The organism is Micromonospora sp. NPDC005367, assembly GCF_040606825.1.
Taxonomy (GTDB): Bacteria; Actinomycetota; Actinomycetes; order Mycobacteriales; family Micromonosporaceae; genus Micromonospora.
This window is the reverse complement of the sequence record NZ_JBEXFP010000004.1, coordinates 1-20951: the sequence shown is the minus strand read 5'-3', so window position 1 is coordinate 20951 and position 20951 is coordinate 1. Positions and strand designations below refer to the sequence as shown.

Sequence of the window (20951 nt, the reverse complement as noted above, 5' to 3'; positions counted from 1 at the left end):
ACGATGCGCTCGGACCGGCGACCGGCAGATCGCGCACGCCTCGCCCGGCGGTTCGGACAGTGCGACGTCCGTGGGGCTCCCCCACCGTCGATCACCGCCTTCCCAACCCCGAGCACGATCGGGTGCGCCCCGCGGGGGCCCGACGCTCCGATGGGAGCGTGACCATAGCATCGGGTGGTGACGTCGATTGACACCAATGTGCCGACGATGTTTCAATGAATTGACCGTCGAGTGTTAACGCTAACATTGTCGTCACAACCCGCTAATCATGTCGAACACCTGCCCACCGAGGGGCTGCTTCGCCATGCCCGCATAGGCGAGCGCCAGCACCACCACACCTCGTAGTTAGCGGTAACAGTATTACCGCGGATTGGCGCAGAACAGCGCGCTTCCCACCCGATGTGCGATTCCGCCAGCAGTAACAGAAATCTCCATCACTGTGACCGCCCATCGGACGGTCCGAAGAACACCGCCACCGGCGTCGCCAGCGGGCACCGAAAACACCCGCCCCACCTTCAGGACTCGCGAAGAGGAGCTGTTGCGACATGGTCAGAGCACCCAACCGTCCCGCACGTACGCGAACCTTCGCCGCTCGTACCGCCGTGGCGCTCGCCCTGGTCGGCGCGACGCTGACGATGGCGCCGGCGGCGCAGGCCACGAAGCCGGCCGCGCCGCCCAGGGCGGAGGGACCCTGTGACATCTACGCCGCGGGGGGCACCCCCTGCGTCGCCGCGCACAGCTCGACCCGCGCCCTGTACTCGTCCTACGACGGCCCGCTCTACCAGGTCCGGCGTACCTCCGACAACGCCGTCAAGGACATCGGCGTGGTCGCCCCCGTCGCGCTGCCCTTCGCCGACGCCGGCGGGTACGCGGACGCCGCCGCCCAGGACGGATTCTGCGAGAACACGCTCTGCCTGATCACCGTCATCTACGACCAGTCCGGCAACGGCAACCACCTCTACCAGGCACCGCCGGGCACCTTCCGCGGGCCCGATGTCGGCGGCTACAACACTCTCTCGATCGCCGACACGGCGCCGATCACGATCGGCGGGCACAAGGCGTACGGCGTCTACATCATCCCGGGCATGGGTTACCGCAACAACGACGCCTCGCACCTCGCGAAGGAGGACGAGCCGGAGGGGATCTACACGGTCTTCGACGGCACCCACTACGACAGCGGCTGCTGCTACAACTACGGCAACACCTCGACCAACAGCCGCGCGGTGGGCACCGGCACCATGGAGACCGTCTATTTCGGCACCGCCACCGCCTGGGGCCGCGGCACCGGCCCCGGCCCGTGGATCATGTCCGACATGGAAGCCGGCCTGTTCTCCGGATACAACGCCCGGCAGAACGACGCCACCCCGACCATCGACTCCTGGCGCTTCGTGACGGGCGTGGTCAACGGCGGTGGCGGCAACCAGTGGGACCTGCGCGGCGGCAACGCGCAGCAGGGCCCGCTGACGACCTACTACAGCGGGATCCGCCCCGGCTCCCTCACCAACAGCAACTACTTCCCAATGCACCGGCGGGGCGCCATCCAGCTCGGCAACGGCGGCGACAACGGCAACGGTTCCGCCGGCACCTTCTACGAGGGTGTGATGACGACCGGGTACCCGACCGACGCCACCATCGACGCCGTCCAGGCCAACGTCGTGGCCGCGAAGTACGACGTGCAGCGGCTCAGCCTGTCGCGGGCCACCACGTTCACCCCGGGCTCGGCGCAGGAGGTCACCCAGACGTTCACGAACACCACGGGCGCCAGGGCAGTGGGCGTCAAGCTGAGCCTCTCCACGCCGGCCGGGTGGACCGCCGTGGTCAAGGGCACCGACGACACCTCAGCGACCTTCAGCCCGGTCGCGCCCGGCGCGAGCGTCAGCGCGACCTTCACCGTCACCGCGACGGGGACCAGCGCCGGCTACCTGACCGGCCGCGCCCAGTGGACGAACCCGACCCGCGGCGGCCGGCAGTCGACGGTCACCAACCAGGCGGTGCGCAGCGCCCTCCCGGTCCGGATCAACGAGGTCCGCTTCCGCACCAGCAGCAACGCGACCGACCAGTTCGTCGAGCTCTACAACGCCTCCGCCGACGAGGTCGACCTCTCCAACTGGACCCTGACCAACAACCCGAGCGGCTCGGCCGCCGTCACGCTGGCCACGGTCCCGGCCGGGACGAAGCTGGCGAGCGGTGACTACTACCTGCTCGGCCTCTCCGGCTCGGGGCTGGTGGCTCCCGCCGGCGCCGGCGCGACCAGCGTCAACGTCCGGAGCACCACCGGCCTCGCCGTCGGCCAGCAGATCCAGGTCGGCACCGGCTCCACCCGGGAGACCCGTACGGTCGTCGGCGTCGGCTCGGCCGCCACCGCCGCGACCACCCTGTTCGTGCCGGTGACCCACGGCCCGATCACGATCCCCGCCGGATCCACCACCATCCCGGTCACCAGCGCGGCCGGATTCACCGTCGGCCAGCAGATCGGCATCGACGCGGGCGCCGGCTACGAGCAGGCGACCGTCACCTCGGTCGGCAAGGCGGCCACCCAGACGACCCTGTCGGCGCCGGCGGCTGCGGGCGCGACCAACCTCAAGGTCGCGGCCAACGCCAACCTGACCGTCGGTGACACCCTGACGGTGGACGCCGGGGAGTACAAGGAGACCGTCACGGTCACGGCGATCGGCACCACCGGCGCCAACGGCACCGGCGTGGACCTGACCGCGCCGCTGCGGTTCGCCCACCGGTCCGCCGTCGACCTGGCCGGGCCCGGTACGGGCGTCAGCTTCTGGCCGCCGACCGCCCGGCCGCACCGCAGTGGTGTGTCGGTGCAGGCGCTCGGCGCCGGCATCACTCTCGACCAGCCCCTCGCCAACGACCACCCGACCGGCGCACCCGTGGTCGATCCGCAGATCACCACGGCCGGCTACCAGGGGTCGCCGACACCCGACCAGTGGTTCGGCGGCAGCCTCTCGGCCAGCGCGGGTTCGATCGCGCTGCACGACGCCACCGGCTCGGTGGTCGTCGACGCCATCGTCTACGGCTCTCAGCAGAGCAGCTCGAGCGGTAACGGCACCATCACCAGCCCCGAGCTCGCCGTGCTCGAGGCTGACCAGGCCGGCGGCGGCTGCATCGCGGTGGTGGCCGGCGCGGCCGCCAACCCAGGTCGCAGCAACGCCCGCTGGCCCGACGGCAGCGACACCGACAGCCTCTGCCGTGACTTCGTCACGACCACGGTCCCCACGCCCGGCGCGGCGAACACCAGATAACGCCGCAAGCGCCGGCAGCTTCCGGTGTCCGCCCGGGACGGCGGGCACCGGAAGTCTCAGGCCCGTGCGGTGCCGCACCGCGTGCGTACGCCCGGCGACCGGTCCCGCCCGACCGATGGGCCGGTCGCCACCCGCCCTCTCCCCCACCCCCAGGAGGCATCGTGTCATCTGGATCGCTCAGTCGACGGCGGCTGCTGCAAGCCGCCGGTATCGCCGCCGCCTCGGCCACCGGAACCTTCGCCCTGGGCACTGCGGCGATCGCGGCCGTACGACCGGCCCGGCCGGACATCGGGGCCGGCGCCGTCCCGTTCGACCTCACCCAGGTACAGCTGACCCCGGGTCGCTGGCTCGACAACCAGACCCGCACCGTGAACTACCTGCGCTTCGTCGACGTCGACCGGCTGCTCTACAACTTCCGTGCCAATCACGGCCTGCCCACCGGCGGCGCCGCGCCGAACGGTGGCTGGGACAGCCCGACGTTCCCGTTCCGCACCCACATGCAGGGGCACCTCCTGACCGCCTGGGCCCAGGCGTGGGCGGTGCTCGGCGACACCACCTGCCGGGACAAGGCCGACCAGATGGTCGCCGAGCTGGCAAAGTGCCAGGCCAACAACGCCGCCGTCGGATTCAACCCGGGATATCTGTCCGGCTTCCCGGAGTCGGACTTCGCCGCCCTGGAGGCACGGACGCTGCGCAACGGCAACGTGCCGTACTACTGCATCCACAAGACCCTGGTGGGTCTGCTCGACGTCTGGGTGCACCTGGAAAGCGCGCAGGCCCGCGACGTGCTCCTGGCGCTGGCCGGCTGGGTCGACGAACGCACCGGCCGACTCACCGCCACCCAGATGCAGGCCATGTTGGGCACCGAGTTCGGCGGCATGAGCGCCGTCCTGGCCGACCTCTACCAGCAGACCGGCGACGACCGCTGGCTCGCCGTCGCCCAGCGCTTCGACCACGCCGCCGTTCTGAACCCGCTCGCCGCCAACCAGGACCAGCTCAACGGGCTGCACGCCAACACCCAGGTGCCGAAGTGGATCGGCGCAGCCCGGGAGTTCAAGGCCACCGGAATCACCCGCTACCGCGACATCGCCGGCAACGCCTGGGACATCACGCTCGGCGCCCACACGTACGCCATCGGGGGCAACAGCCAGGCCGAGCATTTCCGGGCCCCGAACGCCATCGCCGGATACCTGCGACAGGACACCTGCGAGGCATGCAACACCTACAACATGCTCAAGCTGACGCGGGAACTGTGGCTGCTGGACCCGGACCGGGTCGCCTACTTCGACTACTACGAGCGGGCCCTGCTCAACCATCTCATCGGTCAGCAGAACCCGGCCGACGAGCACGGGCACATCACGTACTTCACGCCGCTGAACCCCGGTGGCCGCCGGGGTGTGGGACCGGCCTGGGGCGGTGGCACCTGGAGCACCGACTACGACTCCTTCTGGTGCTGCCAGGGCACCGGCATCGAGACCAACACCAAGCTGGCCGACTCCATCTACTTCCACAGCGGCAGCACCCTGACGGTGAACCTGTTCATGCCGTCGCGGCTGGTCTGGTCGCAGCGCGGCATCGTGGTGGAACAGCGCACCTCCTATCCCGTCAGCGACACCACCACCCTCACCGTCCGCGGCAACGTCAGGAAGTCGTGGACGATGCGCATCCGGATCCCGGCCTGGACCAGTGGGGCCAGCATCCAGGTCAACGGTGCGACGCAGGACATCGCCACCGCGCCCGGGACGTACGCCAGCCTCACCCGGTCCTGGTCGCCGGGGGACGTCGTCACGGTCCGCCTGCCGATGCGGGTCGTGTTGGAGGCCACCAACGACAACGCCGACATCGCCGCGATCACGTACGGCCCGGTGGTCCTCTCGGGCAACTACGGTGACGCGACCCTGAGTGGCCTGCCGTCGCTCGACCCCGCCTCGATCACCCGCGCCGGCTCCAGCGCGCTCGCCTTCACCGCCACCGCGAACGGGAGCACCGTCGACCTCGGGCCGTTCTACGACGCCCACGGGCACAACTACACCGTCTACTGGGCCACCGGTCCGGGTGGGGAGAGCCCGCCGAGCTTCCGCCTGGTCAACGCGGCCACCGGCCTGGTCCTGGGCATCCGGGACATGTCACTGGCCGACGGCGGGCTGGCGCTGCAGTGGGGTGACACCGGGACCGCCGACCACGACTGGCAGCTCGTGGTCGACGGAAACGCCCTCCGGCTGCGCAACGTCAACAGCGGCAAGGTCCTCGGCGTGGAGAACATGTCCACCGCCGACAACGCCCGTGTCCTGCAGTGGAGTGACAACGGCACCGCCGACCACCTGTGGACCGTGGTCGACGTCGGCGACGGGTCCCACAAGTTGCGCAACGTGCACACCGGCAAGCTGCTCGCCATTCTCGACGGGTCGACGGCCTGGGGCGCGCAGGCGGTGCAGGACAACGACAACGGCACGCCAGACAACCAGTGGCGGTTCGTGCCCAACGGTGTCTGCCGCATCCAGAACCGGGCCAGTGGGCTGGTGCTCGGCGTGACGGACATGTCGACCGCCGACGGCGCGCCGGTCATCCAGCGGGGTGACACGGGAACCGCCGACCACCGCTGGACCGCCGTCGTCGACACCGGCGGCTACCTGCGGCTGCGCAACGCGCACAGCGGGAAGGTCCTCGCGGTCGACGGGGACGCCGGCAGTGCCGGGGCCTCCGTCGTGCAGTGGGCCGACAACGGCGCGGGCGACCACCGGTGGCGGCTGCGCTACGGCACCGACGGTTACTTCCGGATCCAGTGCGCGGTCGGCGGCCGGGTCCTCGGCGTCACGGAGGCGTCCACGGCCACCGGAGCGCAGGTCGTGCTCGAGGACGACAAGGGCGCCGACGACCACCTCTGGCGCTTCGTCTGATCTGGCCGACACAAGGGCGCACCAAGTGTCGGCGGCAAGGAAGTTGTCCCTGTTCGGAGTTCCGGCAACCCAGGAAGGTTAGGAGCCCAATGGCTATCGAGAGAACCGCCGGAGTGAGTCGACGAGGCGCAGCGGCCATCGGCCTCGCTCTCGCGGTAGGAGTAGGGATAGGCCAACTGACACCGATCGGACCGGCTGCGGCGGAGAAGCCCGCGCCGCCGGCAGCGCCGGGTGGCGGACCCCAGACCCCGTCCGCCAAGGTGCCGCTGGCCGGTGTCGACATGTCACAGACGTACACGAACCCGGTCAATCTGCCGGGGATGGCGGTCCGCAACATCGTGGGGACGATGCCGCCGACCGATGCGAATGTCGCGAACACATCGCAGATTCCGGCCAGCTTGAACCAGGAGACGTGGACGGCGGCGTCCGGGCGGACTCTCGCGAGCCGATCCACCGCCGGATTCAGCAGGATCTCGGAGAACTCGGCCCGCACCGGGGCCGACTGGTCCGCGCTGAACGTCGACGGGACCATCTACCTCTACGCGTCCGGCGCCATGCAGAACGCGCCGAACAACAACCGCACCGTCTGGTCGACCACCGACTACCTCACCTGGACGCCCCACCAGATGAACCTGGGCCTGGTCGCACCGACCGTGGTGCAGGTCGGCGACAAGTTCTACATGGCCGGCAACAACACGCCGGTCTATCAGGCGGACTCACCCACCGGGCCCTGGACCAGCATGGGGAGTTTCCTGCGCCCGAACGGCCAGACCCTGAGCGTCGGCGACGTGCAGTTCTTCCTCGACACGGACGGTCGGCTGTACCTGACGTACAACATCGGCTCGCCGATCATGGGTGCCGAACTCGACCCGAACAATCCTCGGCAGCTGATCAGCGACTCGGTCGTGATGTGGACGTTCGACCCGCGCCAGGAGTGGCAGCACATCGGTGACAACAAGGCGACCTACACGCACGGGTACGTGGAGGGTTCGCAGCTGTTCAAGGTGGGCGACACGTACTACCTCTCGGTCGCGTCCGGCGGCACCGAGTTCACCACGTACTCGACCGGGGTCATGTCGTCGGACAAGCCGCTCTCAGGGTTCAAGGAAACGCAGCAGAACCCGATCGGCTACGGCGACAACCACCCCAGTGCGGTGTATCCGAACGCCGGGCACGGCAGTTTCGTACTCGACAAGTTCGGCAATCTGGTGTTCTTCTACACCTACGTCATCGCGTACGAGGAGTTCTTCGAGCGGCGACTGGGAATGGACGTCTGCAACGTAATTCCCGCCGGCCCAAAGAAGGGCACGATCGATTGCGAGTTGTCCAACACGCCGCAACTGGCCCCCGGGAAGAAGATCTCGGGCCGGGACGACGTCGGGCTCTACAACGTGGCGACCAACAGCCAGGCGTACTGGACGAGCAGCTACGCCCCGGGGCGCAATCCGTACTACGGCGGGGACCGATCCCTGTCCACCTGGTGGGAGCCGGCCGACAACGACACCGCACCGACGTACATCAGGGGTTTCGGGACGGTCTTCCACATCTCCGCCGTCCAGATCCAGTGGAAGGAGCTCGGGCGGAACTTCACGAAGGACAACGCCGTGCAGTACACGCTGGAGTACAAGGACATCGCCACGAACACGTGGCAGCCGCTGGTCGACAGGAGCACGAACACCACCGCGTACACGGCTGACTACGTCACCTTCGACCGGGTGCTGACGAACGCGGTCAGGCTGAAGATCCTGGGCACCACCGAGAACGTGAAGGTCGGGGTGCACGAGCTCAACGTGTTCGGGGAGAACTACAACCTGGCCGTCTCGAAGGGCATGATCAACCCATAGCCTGAAGGTGGTGCGCCCGATGTAGCCTGGCTTGCTGGCTGGGAGCGGGTTGCTGAGCTACCCGGTAAGGAGCGGGCGAGATCAACCGACCTCGCCCGCTCCTTGCTGTGGCTCATCTCAGCACGCCTCGGGGTGCGTGTGGCAAACCGCAGTGGGACGGTTGTGCGACCTCTCGGCGGTGTTGCGGGCTTCAGGTCCGGGCTGCGGGTCCGGTCGAGCCGCGCACGATGAGCTGAGTGGGAAGCAGCCTGCGGGAGCTGGCCCGGCCTTCCCGATCGTTGAGAAGTTGGACCAGTAGCTCGACGGCCGACCTGCCACACTGCTCCTTGGGCATGTCTACGCTGGTCAGCGGCGGGTTCACCAGGCCTGCGGTGGGGATGTTGTCGAACCCGACGACGCTGATGTCGGCGGGCACGTTCACGCCGCGGGCGTTGAACCCGCTGAGGAGCCCGAGGCCGATCATGTCGTTGAACGCGATCACGGCGGTGACCGAGGCGGCGAGGATCTGGTCGGCGACTGCGATGCCACCTTCGAGGGTGGGTATCACGTTGCCGGCTTCGACGACCTCGAGGTCCATTGCCGTCGCCACACTCCTGATGCTGCGGAGACGCTCTCGGTTGACCCACGAGCTGCGGGGGCCGGCGACGTACGCCACCCGCCGGTGGCCAAGCGCGGCGAGGTGGGCGATCGCCTGACGGATGCCGTCGGCGCTGTCGAAACTCACCGATGGCAGGTGGCCCACGCGGCGGTTGACGAAGACGACTGGGGTGTCGCCACTGACGGACCGCAGGTCCTCGTCGCTGGCGCGCGGGCAGCACAACAGGAAGCCGTCCACCTGCTTTGTCATCGTGCGGATGAGCTCGAGCTCGGCGGCCGGGTCCTCGTCGGTGTCGGCGAGGAGCACCGCGAGATCGAACTCCCGCGCCCGGCGCTGGACGGCCTTGACGACCCCGGGGAAGAACGGGTTGGCAATGTCGGGCAGCACCAAGCCGATATTGCCGGTGCGGCCGGTGCTGAGGCTGCGGGCGACCCGGTTGGGCCGGTAGCCCAGCTGCGCGGCGGCCTGGTGCACGCGCTCCCGGGTGGCGGGGCGCACCTGGTCCGGCGCGGCCAGCGCGCGACACACCGACGACTGCGACACCCCGGCCAGCCGGGCGACATCCTTGATCGTCGCCGCCATGTGGCTCTCCCTCGCGCTTATCCATCCAGCATGGCACAGCCAGCCAGGGACACTGCCCAGACCGCAGGTGCTGGAACCGATTCCAGTGTCTGTCAGTAGCCGTTGTCAAGCCGAGAACCCTACCACGATGCCTGTTGATGAGTTCACTACTCTGTGCTCAAGGTATTGACAAACGTGATGGTGTCGGGCCACTGTTGGAATCGGTTCCAGAAGGTTTCACCCCACCCACTCCACCCCCGCCCAACCAGTCCAGCCATGAGCTGCCCGAGATCGCCACGAGTTCGATTGCCAACGTTCCGGGTCACTCCCCGTCGCGGCTTAACCACGCGCGACATCCCCGGACGGCGCAGTCCGATCGCTCCGATCGCATCGAACCCCCAGGCGGCCGGACCATCCACTCTGTCCTCACGGTGGGCGTACAGCGCATTCCGCCGTTCGCACGGCGCCGGTTGGCGGCATGGGGCTCCACGGCCCCGACCGATCAGTTCGGTGGGTCCGCCGTCGACGGGGCCCACGGTGCTCGACAAAGCGGGTGACCAGTGATCGAGGGGAGGCGATAGCCGATGGCGATGAAGCGTTCGCGCTAGCACCGATCGGAGTCTTCGCCACTCGAAAGAGGGAATGCAAATGAACGTACTTTCGAAGTCCAAACTGAGGCGGAAGCTTCTCGCGCTGTTCATAGCTTCCACCACGGTCGCCGCCAGCCTGGTGGTTTCCTCGCCATCACCCGCCTCCGCCACGTCCTTGGACGACAACTACAGCGGTTCGCAGATGTGGCTGCACTACGTGCCTGTCAGCAACCCGGGCCTGCTGCGTCAGTACCGGCGTGTTGCCTCGACCGTCATCGTGGAGAACGTTGACGAGAACAAGGTGTACCGGCACACGGCGGATCTGAGTATGGAACCGGGCTCCACCGAGAAGCTGGTGGAGAGCAGCCTGGAAGCGGCGCGGGATGAACTGGAGAGGGGTCTCGGCACGTTGCTGGACCAGCCGGTAACGGTGCGGGCCACCTCGGGCGGCGACATCCCTGACGGCTCGGTCATCGTGGGAACCCCGGACAGCTCGTCGGCGGTGGCGCAGTTCGTTCCCGCCGGCGACCTTGCCTCGGTCGGCGACGAGGGATACGTCGTCCGTTCGGTGTTGAAGGGACGCAGCAACGTTACCGTCATCGCCGGCAACACCGAGCTCGGCGCCCTTTACGGAACCTTCGCCTTCCTGCGGCTCATCCAGACACAGCGGCCCGTCCAGAACCTCAACATCTCCGAGTCCCCGAAGATCAAGCGCCGGGTCCTGAACAACTGGGACACCGAACGCCTCTATGCTGGTAACAACGCGACCGGGACCGGCGGGTTGAACGGTGAGAACGGCCAGATCTTCGACTTCGCCGCCACTGGCACCAGCGCCGGGCGTAACCTGCCCGTCATCCTTGACCGCTACATCGTGGCGGCGCGGGCGATGGCGTCGGTCGGCGTCAACGGCATCACGATCAACAACGTCAACGCCGATAACGTGTACCTGACGACCAGGAACATTGCTCAGGAGGCGGCGCTGGCCGATGCCCTGCGCCCGTACGGCATCAAGCTGGCCGTGTCGATCAGGTATACAGCGCCCACCGACAGCCGGTTCGCGCCGGACACGCTGACCAACAGCCAGTTGGATCCCTACAGCCCCGCGTTCCGGGGATGGTGGACCCGCAAGGCACAGCAAATCCAGGCGTCCATTCCGGACTTCATGGGCTTCACGGTAAAAGCCAACTCCGAGGGTCAGCCGGGACCCCAGGACTTCGGCTACGACCACGGGGACGGCGCCAACGGCATCGCGGCGGCGGTGGCGCCGCTGGGCATGACGATCTTCTGGCGTACGTTCGTGTACAACGCCGAGGTGGACAACGACCGGTTGAAGCGGGCCTACTTGGAGTTCGGCTACATCGACGACGAGCCTCAGCCTGACGGAACGACGGGACGCATCGCGGACAACGTGTTCCTGCAGACCAAGAACGGCCCGCTGGACTTCCAGGCCCGGGAGCCGTTCCACCCGATGTTCGGCCGGATGGAAAACACCAACCAGGCCATCGAACTGCAGATCACCCAGGAGTACACCGGCCAGAACAAGATGCTCACCTACCTCGCGCCGATGTGGGAGGAGGTGCTGAAGTCCGACACCTACGCCACCGACAAGGACGGAAAACTGCTGAAGAACCGTCTGGTGGGCAACATCGTGGACGGCACGGCCCAGCACCATCCAGACACCGCGATTGTGGGGGTGGCCAACCTCGGCAACGCCGAGAACCTGACCGGTCACCACTTCTCCCAGGCCAACCTGTTCGCGTTCGGACGGCAGGCCTGGGACTGGACCCTCAAGTCTCAGGACATCGCCAAGGACTGGACCCGGATGACCTGGAGCAACGACGGCCACGTCGTCTCCACCATCGTCAAAATGATGATGGGCTCCCGGGAAGCCCTGGTGAGCTACCAGACCCCACTGGGTATTGGACACCAGTTCACCGGCAACCACTACGGCCCCAACCCGGCGGAGTGGACCACCCGGGACGACTGGAGCCCGGTCTACTACAACAAGGCCGACAGTGCCGGCCTGGGCTTCGACCGCTCCCCCACCGGTAGCAATCTCGCTGCCCAGTACTTCCCCACGCTGGAAAGGCAGTACGGCAACATCGACACGGTCCCGGAGAACCTCATGATGTGGTTCCACCACGTGCCGTGGGACCACACGATGAAGAGCGGCCGGAGCTTCTGGGACGAGCTGGTCTACCGCTACCAGATGGGCGTGCAGTACGTGACTTGGATGCGCGAGGCCTGGGACTCACTGCAGCCCTATATCGACGCTCTACGCTTTAGTGAGGTGCGGGCCAAGCTGGCAACCCACGAGGTGGACGCGGGTACGTGGCGCGACACCAGCGTCAACTACTGGAAGGAGTTCAGCGGCAGGGACATCCCCGTGGACGGTGGTCCGCTTTCGGCGAAGATCGCGGTAAACGGCAAGGAAATCGGCGGGTTCAACCTGTCCGCCGCCTCCTACACGATCCCCGTGTCCGCTGGCGCGTCGCCGACCATCACCGCCGTGAAGACGGCCGACCCCGCCGCCCGCTACGAGATCGTCTCTCAGGCGGACAGCGTCCCCGGTCAGGCCATCGTCAAGGTCACGAAGGAAGACTTCTTCGGTCCCATTGTAAAGAACTACGTCTTCAACTTCGTACACGACACGACGCTGAAGATCCTCAAGGTCAACGGCAAGGACTTGGCTTCCTTCAGGCCGGACGTCCTCAGCTACACCGCGCTGCAGGCGGCGGGCGTGGAATCCGTCGCTAAGGTGGACGCCGTCGCCAACGATCCCGCCGCCACCGTCACCATCGACCAAGCGACCACCTCCACCGGGCAGGCGAAGATCACCGTCACCAGCAATGGCGCGTCGTCGGCCTACACGGTCAACCTCAGAACCGCCATCACCGGTAGCGACGAATTCGAATCATCGCAACTGGGCTCCCAGTGGCACTGGGTACGGCCAGACGACAGCAAGTGGCGCCTTGCCGACGGATCGCTGGTCATCACCTCCCAACAAGGCGATTTGCAAGGCAACACCAACACGGCGAAGAACATCGCGTTGCAGGACGTGAGCGGCGACTGGACCACCGACTCGAAGGTCGTCTTCTCGCGACCGCTGGCCAACAACAACGAACAGGGCGGCATCATCGCCTACGCCAACGACAACAACTACGTGAAGCTGGCCTGGGAGATGAGCAACGCGACGGCGGCCACCAACAAGCTTCGCGTCGTGCTCCTCCGCGAACAAAACGGCACGGCGGCTACGGTGCAGATCACCGGAGCCGACGCGCAGCAGATCATCGGCGCAGACGGCGCCATTTGGTTCCGGCTCACGAAGGCGGGGAACACGTATAAGACGTACTATTCAACCAACGGGAGTGTATTCAGATACATTGGATCGACGACGCTGAACGTCGAACCGACGGAGGCCGGGCTAGTGGCCTTCAACCGGGGCGGGACCTCCACCGATCTCAACGTCGCCTACGACTACTTCCGCATCGCGAGCCAGGGCGAACAGGTTCCGTAGCCCTCCGCTGGCGTCCGAGTACCCGCTGGACGAATGCGACGGCGGACTCGGTGACATCGGCCGGCTTGTGACGGCCAGGAGGTGAGTGGGTCGGCGTGCGTCAGCACGTCGACCCGCTCGCCGTCATCGAGCAATACGTACGGTCGGAGGGTGGACGTGCTGCTGCGCGGCGGGCCCGGTGACGGCCAGGTGGTGCCCGGCAGCGGGGAAACCATCGTGTGGCAGGCCTGCCTGTACGAGATCTACCCGAGTACGGCCACCGCGATGGCCACGATCTGCGGGTATACCGCCATCGCGCCGACTGCGGCGAGCCGTACGGCCGGGGTCCGAAGATCGCTGCGAGTGACCAGCCACGTCGGGCCTGTTCGCTCGGCAAGTAATCGGACGTATGCACGATCACTGCGTGGAGGAGGCGACCCGAAGGTGGTGGAACGGAAATTGCTGATGCCTCGCGCGCCGCGACGTGTGGCTCGTCCGCCACACGCGCTGGAAGGTCATCGCCCGCGCCGGGGACACCGAGACGGGGGCGGTGCTGCGGTGGGAGTTCAAGACGGAACGGGAACTGGTCTGCCTGGCCGTGGCGGTTGAGCTATCCAGTAGGGAGCGGGCGAGATCAACCGATCTCGCCCGCTCCCTTTTGTGGCTCATCTCAGCACGCCTCGGGGTGCCCACAATCCGCGTGCAAGAGGTGGACGACCTGTGGATCAAGATCCTTTCTTTGCTGGCTGCCGCACCGTCAACGTCTGGTAATTGGCGGCGTAGGGCTGGTAGGTCGGGTTGCCGGAGTAGGCAACGTGGACCCTGTACTGCCCGGGCCGCAGATCGGCAGTCTGCAGTGTGACGATGGCCTCGCCGTCCACCAGTGGTGCGACCTGCACGGTGCCGCCGAAGGTGACGGTGACCTCGCCGGTCGGGGTCGGAGCCTGCTGCTTCTGCCCGCCGGTCGGCCGAACGGTCACGTTCAGGCTGAACGTGTCGCCGCGGACCACCGATGCGGGCGCGGCCTTCGCCTGGACCTTGACGGCGGCCGGTCCGGAGGGCACCTCGACCGACGCCGCACCTCCCGACGCCTTCAGGTAGTCGAAGCCGAGGTACTCGGCCTTGACCGTCCGGGCGCCCGCAGGCAGACCCGTCGGCAGGGTGACCGTGGCCGCGCCGTCGTCCAGGTAGGCGAGCGTCGACCACGAGCCGACACTGAACCGCACCTGACCGCCGGTCTCGAACCCGTCGGCCGCCTTGACCGTGGCGGTGGCCGTGGTCGTCGGGGCGCCGCTCGCGTACGGCTCGACAGCCACCTCGGTGCTGGTCGTGACGTCGCTGTTCGGGATCTCGCGGATGTCGTTCCACTCGCGGAGGGTCAGCGGGATCACGGTGCCGTGGCGCGGACGGACGACGCCCGCGTTGGTCATCGTGATCGCCTTGGCGTTCCAGGTGGGAGCCTCGATGTTCTCGTGGCAGGCGGCCTGGTAGCCACCGCCGTTCGTGTACCGGTCACCCCAGAGGTAGAACTGGCCCGGGCAGGAGGTGTCACCAGGGTTGGCCTTGAAGATGACCGGCCCCTCGTACCCCTGGTTGGCGGCCCAGGTCGTGCGCCCCAGAGCCGGCGCGACCAGCGTCCAGTGGTCGATGTCGCTGTCCAGGAAGTCGGTGTGCTTCTCCGAGAAGATGTCCGAGCCCTGGTTGCCGGCCTCGTTCTTCGTCACGCGGTAGTAGTAGTCACCGACCCGGATCGCGGTCGTGTCGATCCGCGACCTGGGGGCCGGGTTCTGCCAGACCTTGGGCTCGGAGAACGTCTGGAAGTCGCGCGTCGTGGTGTACCACATCTGCGCGTTGCCCTGACCGGTACGGTTCACGGGGTCGTTCCAGAGCGACTGCGCCCAGAACACGGCGTAGGCGCCGATCTCGTCGACCCACAGCGACTCGGGCGCGAAGGCGTTGCCCGCGTTGTCGGGCGCGACCTTCACGTGCCGCTGAGGAGTCCAGTGCACAAGGTCGTGCGACTCGAACACCTCGATGTACTGGGTGTCGTTGATGGCGTATCCACCCTGGTCGTACCAGTTCAGGTCGGTCGCGATCATGTAGTAGGTGTCGCCGTCGGGTGAGCGGACGATGTGCGGGTCGCGAAGGCCCTGGTCGCCCAACTGGGAGATGAGCGACGGCCGGCCTCCGGTCAGACCGGTCCAGTCCAGAGCGGTGTTTCCGTTGGACGTCGCGAACATGATCTGCTCACCGTCGGCGATCCCCTCGCCCTTGAAGTACCCCATGAAGTACCGCTCGTACTCCTCGGAACGGGGCATGGCGGTGATGGTGACCGGGAACGACTTCGTCTGCGAGGCGGAGCCCTTGGTGATGGTCGCCGTCAGGGTGGCGGCAACGTCCGGACGGCCGAAGGCCGGGCGGGTCACCTCACCCGTCGGGGTGACGAGCTCGGTGGTGGACTTCCAGGTGATCTTGGAGCCGAACTCTCCGTCGGCGTGGAGGTTGAGGTTTCCGCGCACGTCTTCGGTGTCGTACAGGGCCAGGTCGAACCGGTCACGGTCCACCGCCTGCGCGTCGTCGAACTCGGCCTTCACCACGACTGGGATCTCCCGCGTGGTGACCTCGTCGGCACCCTTGCGGACGGTCGCCGTGAGCGTGGCCGTCGCGTCCGGTTGCCCCTGGGCGGGGCGGGTGATCCTGCCGGTCACCGCAACCTTGCGGGCGCTGGTGACGGCCGGCGGGGTGTACACCGCGACGACCGACGGGTCCGAACTCGTCCACGTGATGGCCGAGCCCGCCACGGGGCCCACCTTCGGCAGCGTGATGTCACGTACGATCGCGCTGGTCAGGCCGAGATCGATGGCGTCGGCGTCGGCGTGGACGCCGGTGGAGACGGTCCTTTCCGCCAGGGCGAGTGTCTCGTCGAGGCTCACTGCCCGGTCGTAGACCCGGAAGTCCCGGATCGTTCCGCGGAACGAGTAGTTGCCCGACGTCTGCGAGCGCGCGAGGAAGTTGCAGTTGGTCCCCGCCGCGTTCACCGAGGGCGGCGTGGTCAGGTTCGTCGACGTCGCGTGCGGCACGCCGTCGAGGTAGAGCCTGCCGGTCCAGCTCGTACCAATCGCATTCAGTGACTGGGTGTAGGTGACGTGCGTCCACGCCCCCTCGGTCATGCGGACCCGGTTCTGTTGGAGGTTCGCCGAGCCCACCGCAACGCGGAATCGCTGGGTGTTCGACGCGAAGATGGAGCCTTGGGCGCCGGTGTCGGCGTCGCACGAGCCGGACTTCGCGCCGAAGCTGAACATCTGGTGCTCGCCGACGTTCGCCGGGTCGATCCACACGTCGTAGTCGACGGTGAGGTTCGACATGCCGGCGGTGATGTCCTTCGGCAGGGCCACGTACGCACCGTCGAGGGCGCTCTCGTAGGAGTCGGGGTTGAACCTGATTCCCTCCCCGGTCAAGGTCGCCTTCTCCGGATTCACGAGCGTGGCGTTCGCGGCCGAGCCCGCGCTGCCCGAGTTGACCAGCGTCGTCCCGCTGGTCTCGTCGAGGGCGAAGTGGTGCACCAGCCCCTCGTCGAGCCCCGCTGCGGCGGCGTGCGAGGGCGTCGGCGCGAACGAGATCGAGAGCAGCGCACCGAGCGCCAGGCCCGCGACACCTCCACCCTTCGGACTCAGCCTGCGCCGCGACCTTTTCTGTTGCATTCTCAATTGATTCTCCTTAATCGGCCTATTTCCGGTTTCTCTTAAGTGGATGGACGTTGTTAACGCTAACAATCGGCGTGCTGCCAGGTCAACGAGACGATTCATCGCGGTCCGAGGTCTGGAGTTGCGCCGCCGGTTGGGATCCTCGCGCTTCACACCCATCGGGCGGCTACGAGCAGGCATGGGCGTAGTCACGCAATCTTCAGCGCCCGCTACGCCACAACGACCAGGAAACACAAATCTCGCCCGGCGACGGACAAATGCTCATCGACCAGCAGAGATCCGTAAGCCCCTCGACGGCTACTTGTTCGGATTGGCGCAGGAGCTCACCAGGCCGGCCCCGCAGCCCCAGGTTGACGGCGGCACCCGAGTTGATCTCCCTAAAGTGATGCCGATGCCGTCGCGGATGAGAGCCATACGAAGAGGGCCAGGAACACCTGGCTGCCGCGAGCCGGCCCTGTGCGGCAGCCGGCACCGACGAGGTGCGGGGCGGCGCGGGGCAGGGCGGGGCGGAAAGACGTGACCGAGACCCGTCCGACCGGCACGTCTCCCGATCGGACAACGCCTGCCCCAGGTACGGCGGGGCGGGTCGGCTGGTGCCTGGGCACCTCGCCGACCCGCCCCGCCGTCGGTAGGCAGACGTACAGATTACGAGCGCACTGCGATCGGCAGCGTCTTGAGCGGGCCGTCGCCGTTGCCCAGCACCAGCGCGCCGATGTAGAGGCGGCCCGGGGTGAGCCCGGACCAGCGCAGCGTCAGATCCGCCTTGGCACCCGCTTGCACGGCACGGTTCTTGGGAGCGACGGTCAACTTGTCGTCCGCGCTACCGGGCGCACCGGGCAGCAGAGTGGTGATGGTGTAGGTGTTGTCCTCCTGGCCGACCGGCATGTTGAGGGTGTAGAGCTGCTCGATGACGAGCGTGTAGTCACCGGCGCCGGGCAGCACCGCGCTGGCGCCGGTCTGCCCGCCGTAGACGACGGTCACCACCTTGCCGGTGCTGTCGTAGACGTCGATCATGAAGTCCGCGCATTGCGGCAACGGATCGGCACCCCAGTCGATTTCGGTGCAGCCCGGGTTCGCCCCGGTCACCAGGATCTGCGGGTTGACCGTGCCGGCCGGTACGTGCACCGTGCCGCGGTAGAGCGACGCGGGCAGCGGTACCGGCAGGTTGTCCGGCGAGCGGGAGTCCCAGAGCGGCACGTCGCCGTGCAGGGTGGTCGTGGTGCTGGTTCCCGCGGTCAGGCCGATGGGCTGCGCGGCCAGAACGCCTCGGTAGCCGACCTGCGCGGTCATCGAGAAGCTGCCGGAGGTACCGGTGCCGGTGATCGCGTCCGGGGCGATCAGTCCGGTGTTGTTTACGACCAGCGGGATCCTGACGTGGTGCTGGAACTGGTCGCGCCAGGTCAACGAGCCGTCGGCCCAGGTGTCGAACGCACCGGCCTTGTTGGTGATCTCCACTCTGAAGCTCACGGTCCGGCCTGGCCGCACATGGAGCTTCGCCGGGGTGACCTTGACCGAGTAACCGGGGGGTGCCTGCACGTGCGAGGTGTAGGTGCCGGCCCGGTCACTGACGTTGGTGACGGTGCGGGTCACGGTCTGCGTACCGACCATGTTGCCCATCGCGATCGACGGGTAGTTGAGCTGGTTCGTCGCGATCGCGCCGGTCGTCGCACAGTCGTCGGCGGGCACCGAGTAGCCCTTCGCGGCCAGCCCGCACAGGTACTTCCGCCAGTCCTGTTCGGTGGAGTCGTAGACCAGACCCGGATCGAACGCGTCGCCCGGGTGGACCTCGCCGGCACCGTAGTTGAACGGCGTGGCGTCCACGTCACCCAGCTTGATCGGGTTGCCCTTGTCCGTGGTGTCCACCGCGGTCGTCATGAGCGCCGATCGGATCGCCGACGGCGACCAACTCGGGTGCTGGGCCCGAAGCAGGGCGGCGATGCCCGCGACGTGCGGAGCAGCCATCGACGTGCCCGATTCGAGTGCGAAGTTCTGCCCGCCGATCGCCGGGGAGAACGCCGCCGCGACGTTCACGCCGGGGGCGCTGATGTCCGGCTTGAGCAGGTCGCCGTCGTTGATGTTCGACGGTCCCGCCGAGGAGAAACCGGCGGTCTCCGGCGCTTCGACCGAGGTCACGAAGCCCGCCGAGAGCGTCGCCGTCGCACCGCCCGCGGCAATGTAGTCGGCGATCGGGCCCGCAGCGGTGTCGGTGATGTGCACCGTGGGCACCGCGTGGAGGTCGGCGTCCAGGGAGTTCACGCCGTCGTTGTACAGCACCATCGCGATGCCGCCGGCCTCCGCCACGGCGGCACTCTTCGCGACCCGGTCGGTGACCCCGCGCTTGCAGAACACGATCGCGCCCTTGACCTTCGAAGGGTCGAGAGTGCCGGCCTGGCACAGTTCTGCCCCCTGGCCGGCGCCGGGATCCACCGCGCTGGCCTTGGCCGAGACCAGCGGGGCCGGTCCGACGCCGGCCGCGCCCACACCCACGCCCGTGACGGTCCTGCCGTTGCCGAGGGTCAGCGTCCGGCTGTACTGACGATCGGTGGTGCTGGCCGCCACGGTGGTCACCCACGGCGTGGAGTTGTCGATCGTGCCGGCCTCAGGACCGGCGTTCCCCCCTGCCGCGGTGACGAAGACGCCGGCCGCGGCGGCGTTGAAGAACGCCTCCTCGATCGCGGTGAAGTTCTCCGAGTCGTCGCCGACGGAGTAGTTGATGACGTCCACGCCGTCGGCGACCGCGTCGTCGATGGCGTGGACGATGTCGACGCCGCTGCCGCTCGCCGAGCCGGCGCCGTTGTCGTAGAGCGCCTTGTAGATCGCCAAGCGGGCGGCCGGCGCCACCCCGGAGATCGCGCCCATCGGCTGGCCACCGATCGTGGCCGGCACCCCGTGGTCGCCCGCCGCGGTGCTTGCGGTGTGGGTACCGTGCCCGTTGCGGTCACGCGGCGAGGAGTACTCATCGGGGAAGAGGTCGGCGAGACCGCTGTACCAGCGTGCCCCGATCACCTTGTTGTTGCAGGTGACCGGCGCCTCGATACCGACGTCGCAGGTGCCCTTCCACTTCGCGTCGATGGTCGCCTGGTCCGGGCGCGGGGTGGGCAGCGCAGCGAAACTGGCGCTCTCCGGCCAGAAGCCACTGTCGATGACGCCGATGATGACGCCCTCACCGGCACTGCTGGTCCCACCGAACTGCTGTTGCCACACGCCCTGGTGGCCGGTCAGTCCGAGGTAGTCCGACGTGCCCGCGGTGTTGGCGTGCACCTGCACGTCCTCATAGACGGCTCGTACGCCGCGGGTGGCGCGTAGCCGGGCGACCTGCGTACGGGTCAATTCGGCGGCGAAACCGTTGAAGGCGGTGTCGAAGGCGACGTCGGCCTTGCCGGCCGGGACCTGCGCACCGGTCAGCACGGTCTCGCGCTTCTGGCGCAGGTACTCCTTGTACGCCTTGGCACTGCCGGACTTCCGGTCGAGCTTGAGCTTGCCCCCGGGCGTCGCCTTGGTCGCCGCCAGGCCCGCTACGCCGCCGGCGTAGGTGGCCAACGGCGCCTCCGCGAGCTGAACGAGGTAGCGGGCGGTCGGTCCGCTATTGGTCGTGATGCCCGCTGCTGCGGCAGCCCCCGGCGCGCTCGCCAGGCCCGTCGCGGTCAGTGCGACGGTGGCCAGGATGCCGATGAGGCGGCGTCTGGCCCGACCGGGCGCGTATGGGTTCACTTGTGGCACGTAGTTGCCCTCCACATTCGATTCCGACTGCCACGGTGGTGACGGTCGCCGAAATCTAAGATCAACAACGCGCGGTTGAGAAGTGCCCGTTACGCGACTGTCACCTTGGAAGCACCTCGCGACACCTGGTCTCGGCGCGCGTCCGCTGCGGTGCCGGGCCGTGCGCGCCGGATTTCGAGCTGGTTGTCGCGCTGTGGAACAGCCTGATCTCCGACACGGCCTGATCGCACGGGACCTCGCTATCGGACCGTCCCTGCCATAGTGGGCGCATGCGCTTGATCAAA

General features: G+C 67.7%; 7 protein-coding genes and 1 pseudogene. 5 read left to right on the top strand and 3 right to left on the bottom strand.

Annotated elements, in window-relative coordinates; all coding sequences use genetic code 11:
- Positions 1-545: 545 nt before the first annotated feature.
- From ABZS42_RS04065 to ABZS42_RS04055, 3 genes are all read left to right on the top strand, one after another.
- Positions 546-3257 carry an arabinofuranosidase catalytic domain-containing protein gene (locus tag ABZS42_RS04065; protein WP_355142372.1) on the top strand — a complete coding sequence of 904 codons (2712 nt, stop codon included), beginning with the start codon at positions 546-548 and terminating at the stop codon, positions 3255-3257.
- 161 nt (positions 3258-3418) lie between these two features.
- The gene (locus ABZS42_RS04060; RefSeq protein WP_355142370.1) at positions 3419-6154 is read left to right on the top strand and encodes a beta-L-arabinofuranosidase domain-containing protein; all 2736 of its coding nucleotides are present in this window, start codon (positions 3419-3421) and stop codon (positions 6152-6154) included.
- A gap of 281 nt (positions 6155-6435) precedes the next feature.
- On the top strand, positions 6436-7998 hold the full coding sequence (locus ABZS42_RS04055; protein WP_355142368.1) for a family 43 glycosylhydrolase: 1563 nt from the start codon (positions 6436-6438) through the stop codon (positions 7996-7998).
- Between the two features lie 190 nt (positions 7999-8188).
- Here the strand turns inward: ABZS42_RS04055 and ABZS42_RS04050 are convergent, their stop codons facing one another.
- Entirely contained in the window at positions 8189-9178 is a 990-nt protein-coding gene (locus tag ABZS42_RS04050; RefSeq protein WP_355142366.1) for a LacI family DNA-binding transcriptional regulator, read from the bottom strand.
- 627 nt (positions 9179-9805) lie between these two features.
- Here ABZS42_RS04050 and ABZS42_RS04045 point away from each other — a divergent pair.
- The gene (locus ABZS42_RS04045) at positions 9806-13264 is read left to right on the top strand and encodes an alpha-glucuronidase family glycosyl hydrolase (RefSeq protein WP_355142364.1); all 3459 of its coding nucleotides are present in this window, start codon (positions 9806-9808) and stop codon (positions 13262-13264) included.
- Between the two features lie 150 nt (positions 13265-13414).
- A pseudogene (locus ABZS42_RS04040) lies at positions 13415-13610 on the top strand (hypothetical protein).
- Between the two features lie 358 nt (positions 13611-13968).
- On the opposite strand, the gene ABZS42_RS04035 reads toward ABZS42_RS04040, so the two are convergent.
- Together ABZS42_RS04035 and ABZS42_RS04030 are read right to left on the bottom strand one after the other, a co-directional pair.
- On the bottom strand, positions 13969-16944 hold the full coding sequence (locus ABZS42_RS04035; RefSeq protein ID WP_355142362.1) for an immunoglobulin-like domain-containing protein: 2976 nt from the start codon (positions 16942-16944) through the stop codon (positions 13969-13971).
- 648 nt (positions 16945-17592) lie between these two features.
- The gene (locus tag ABZS42_RS04030; RefSeq protein WP_355142360.1) at positions 17593-20658 is read right to left on the bottom strand and encodes a S8 family peptidase; all 3066 of its coding nucleotides are present in this window, start codon (positions 20656-20658) and stop codon (positions 17593-17595) included.
- Positions 20659-20951: the final 293 nt, after the last annotated feature.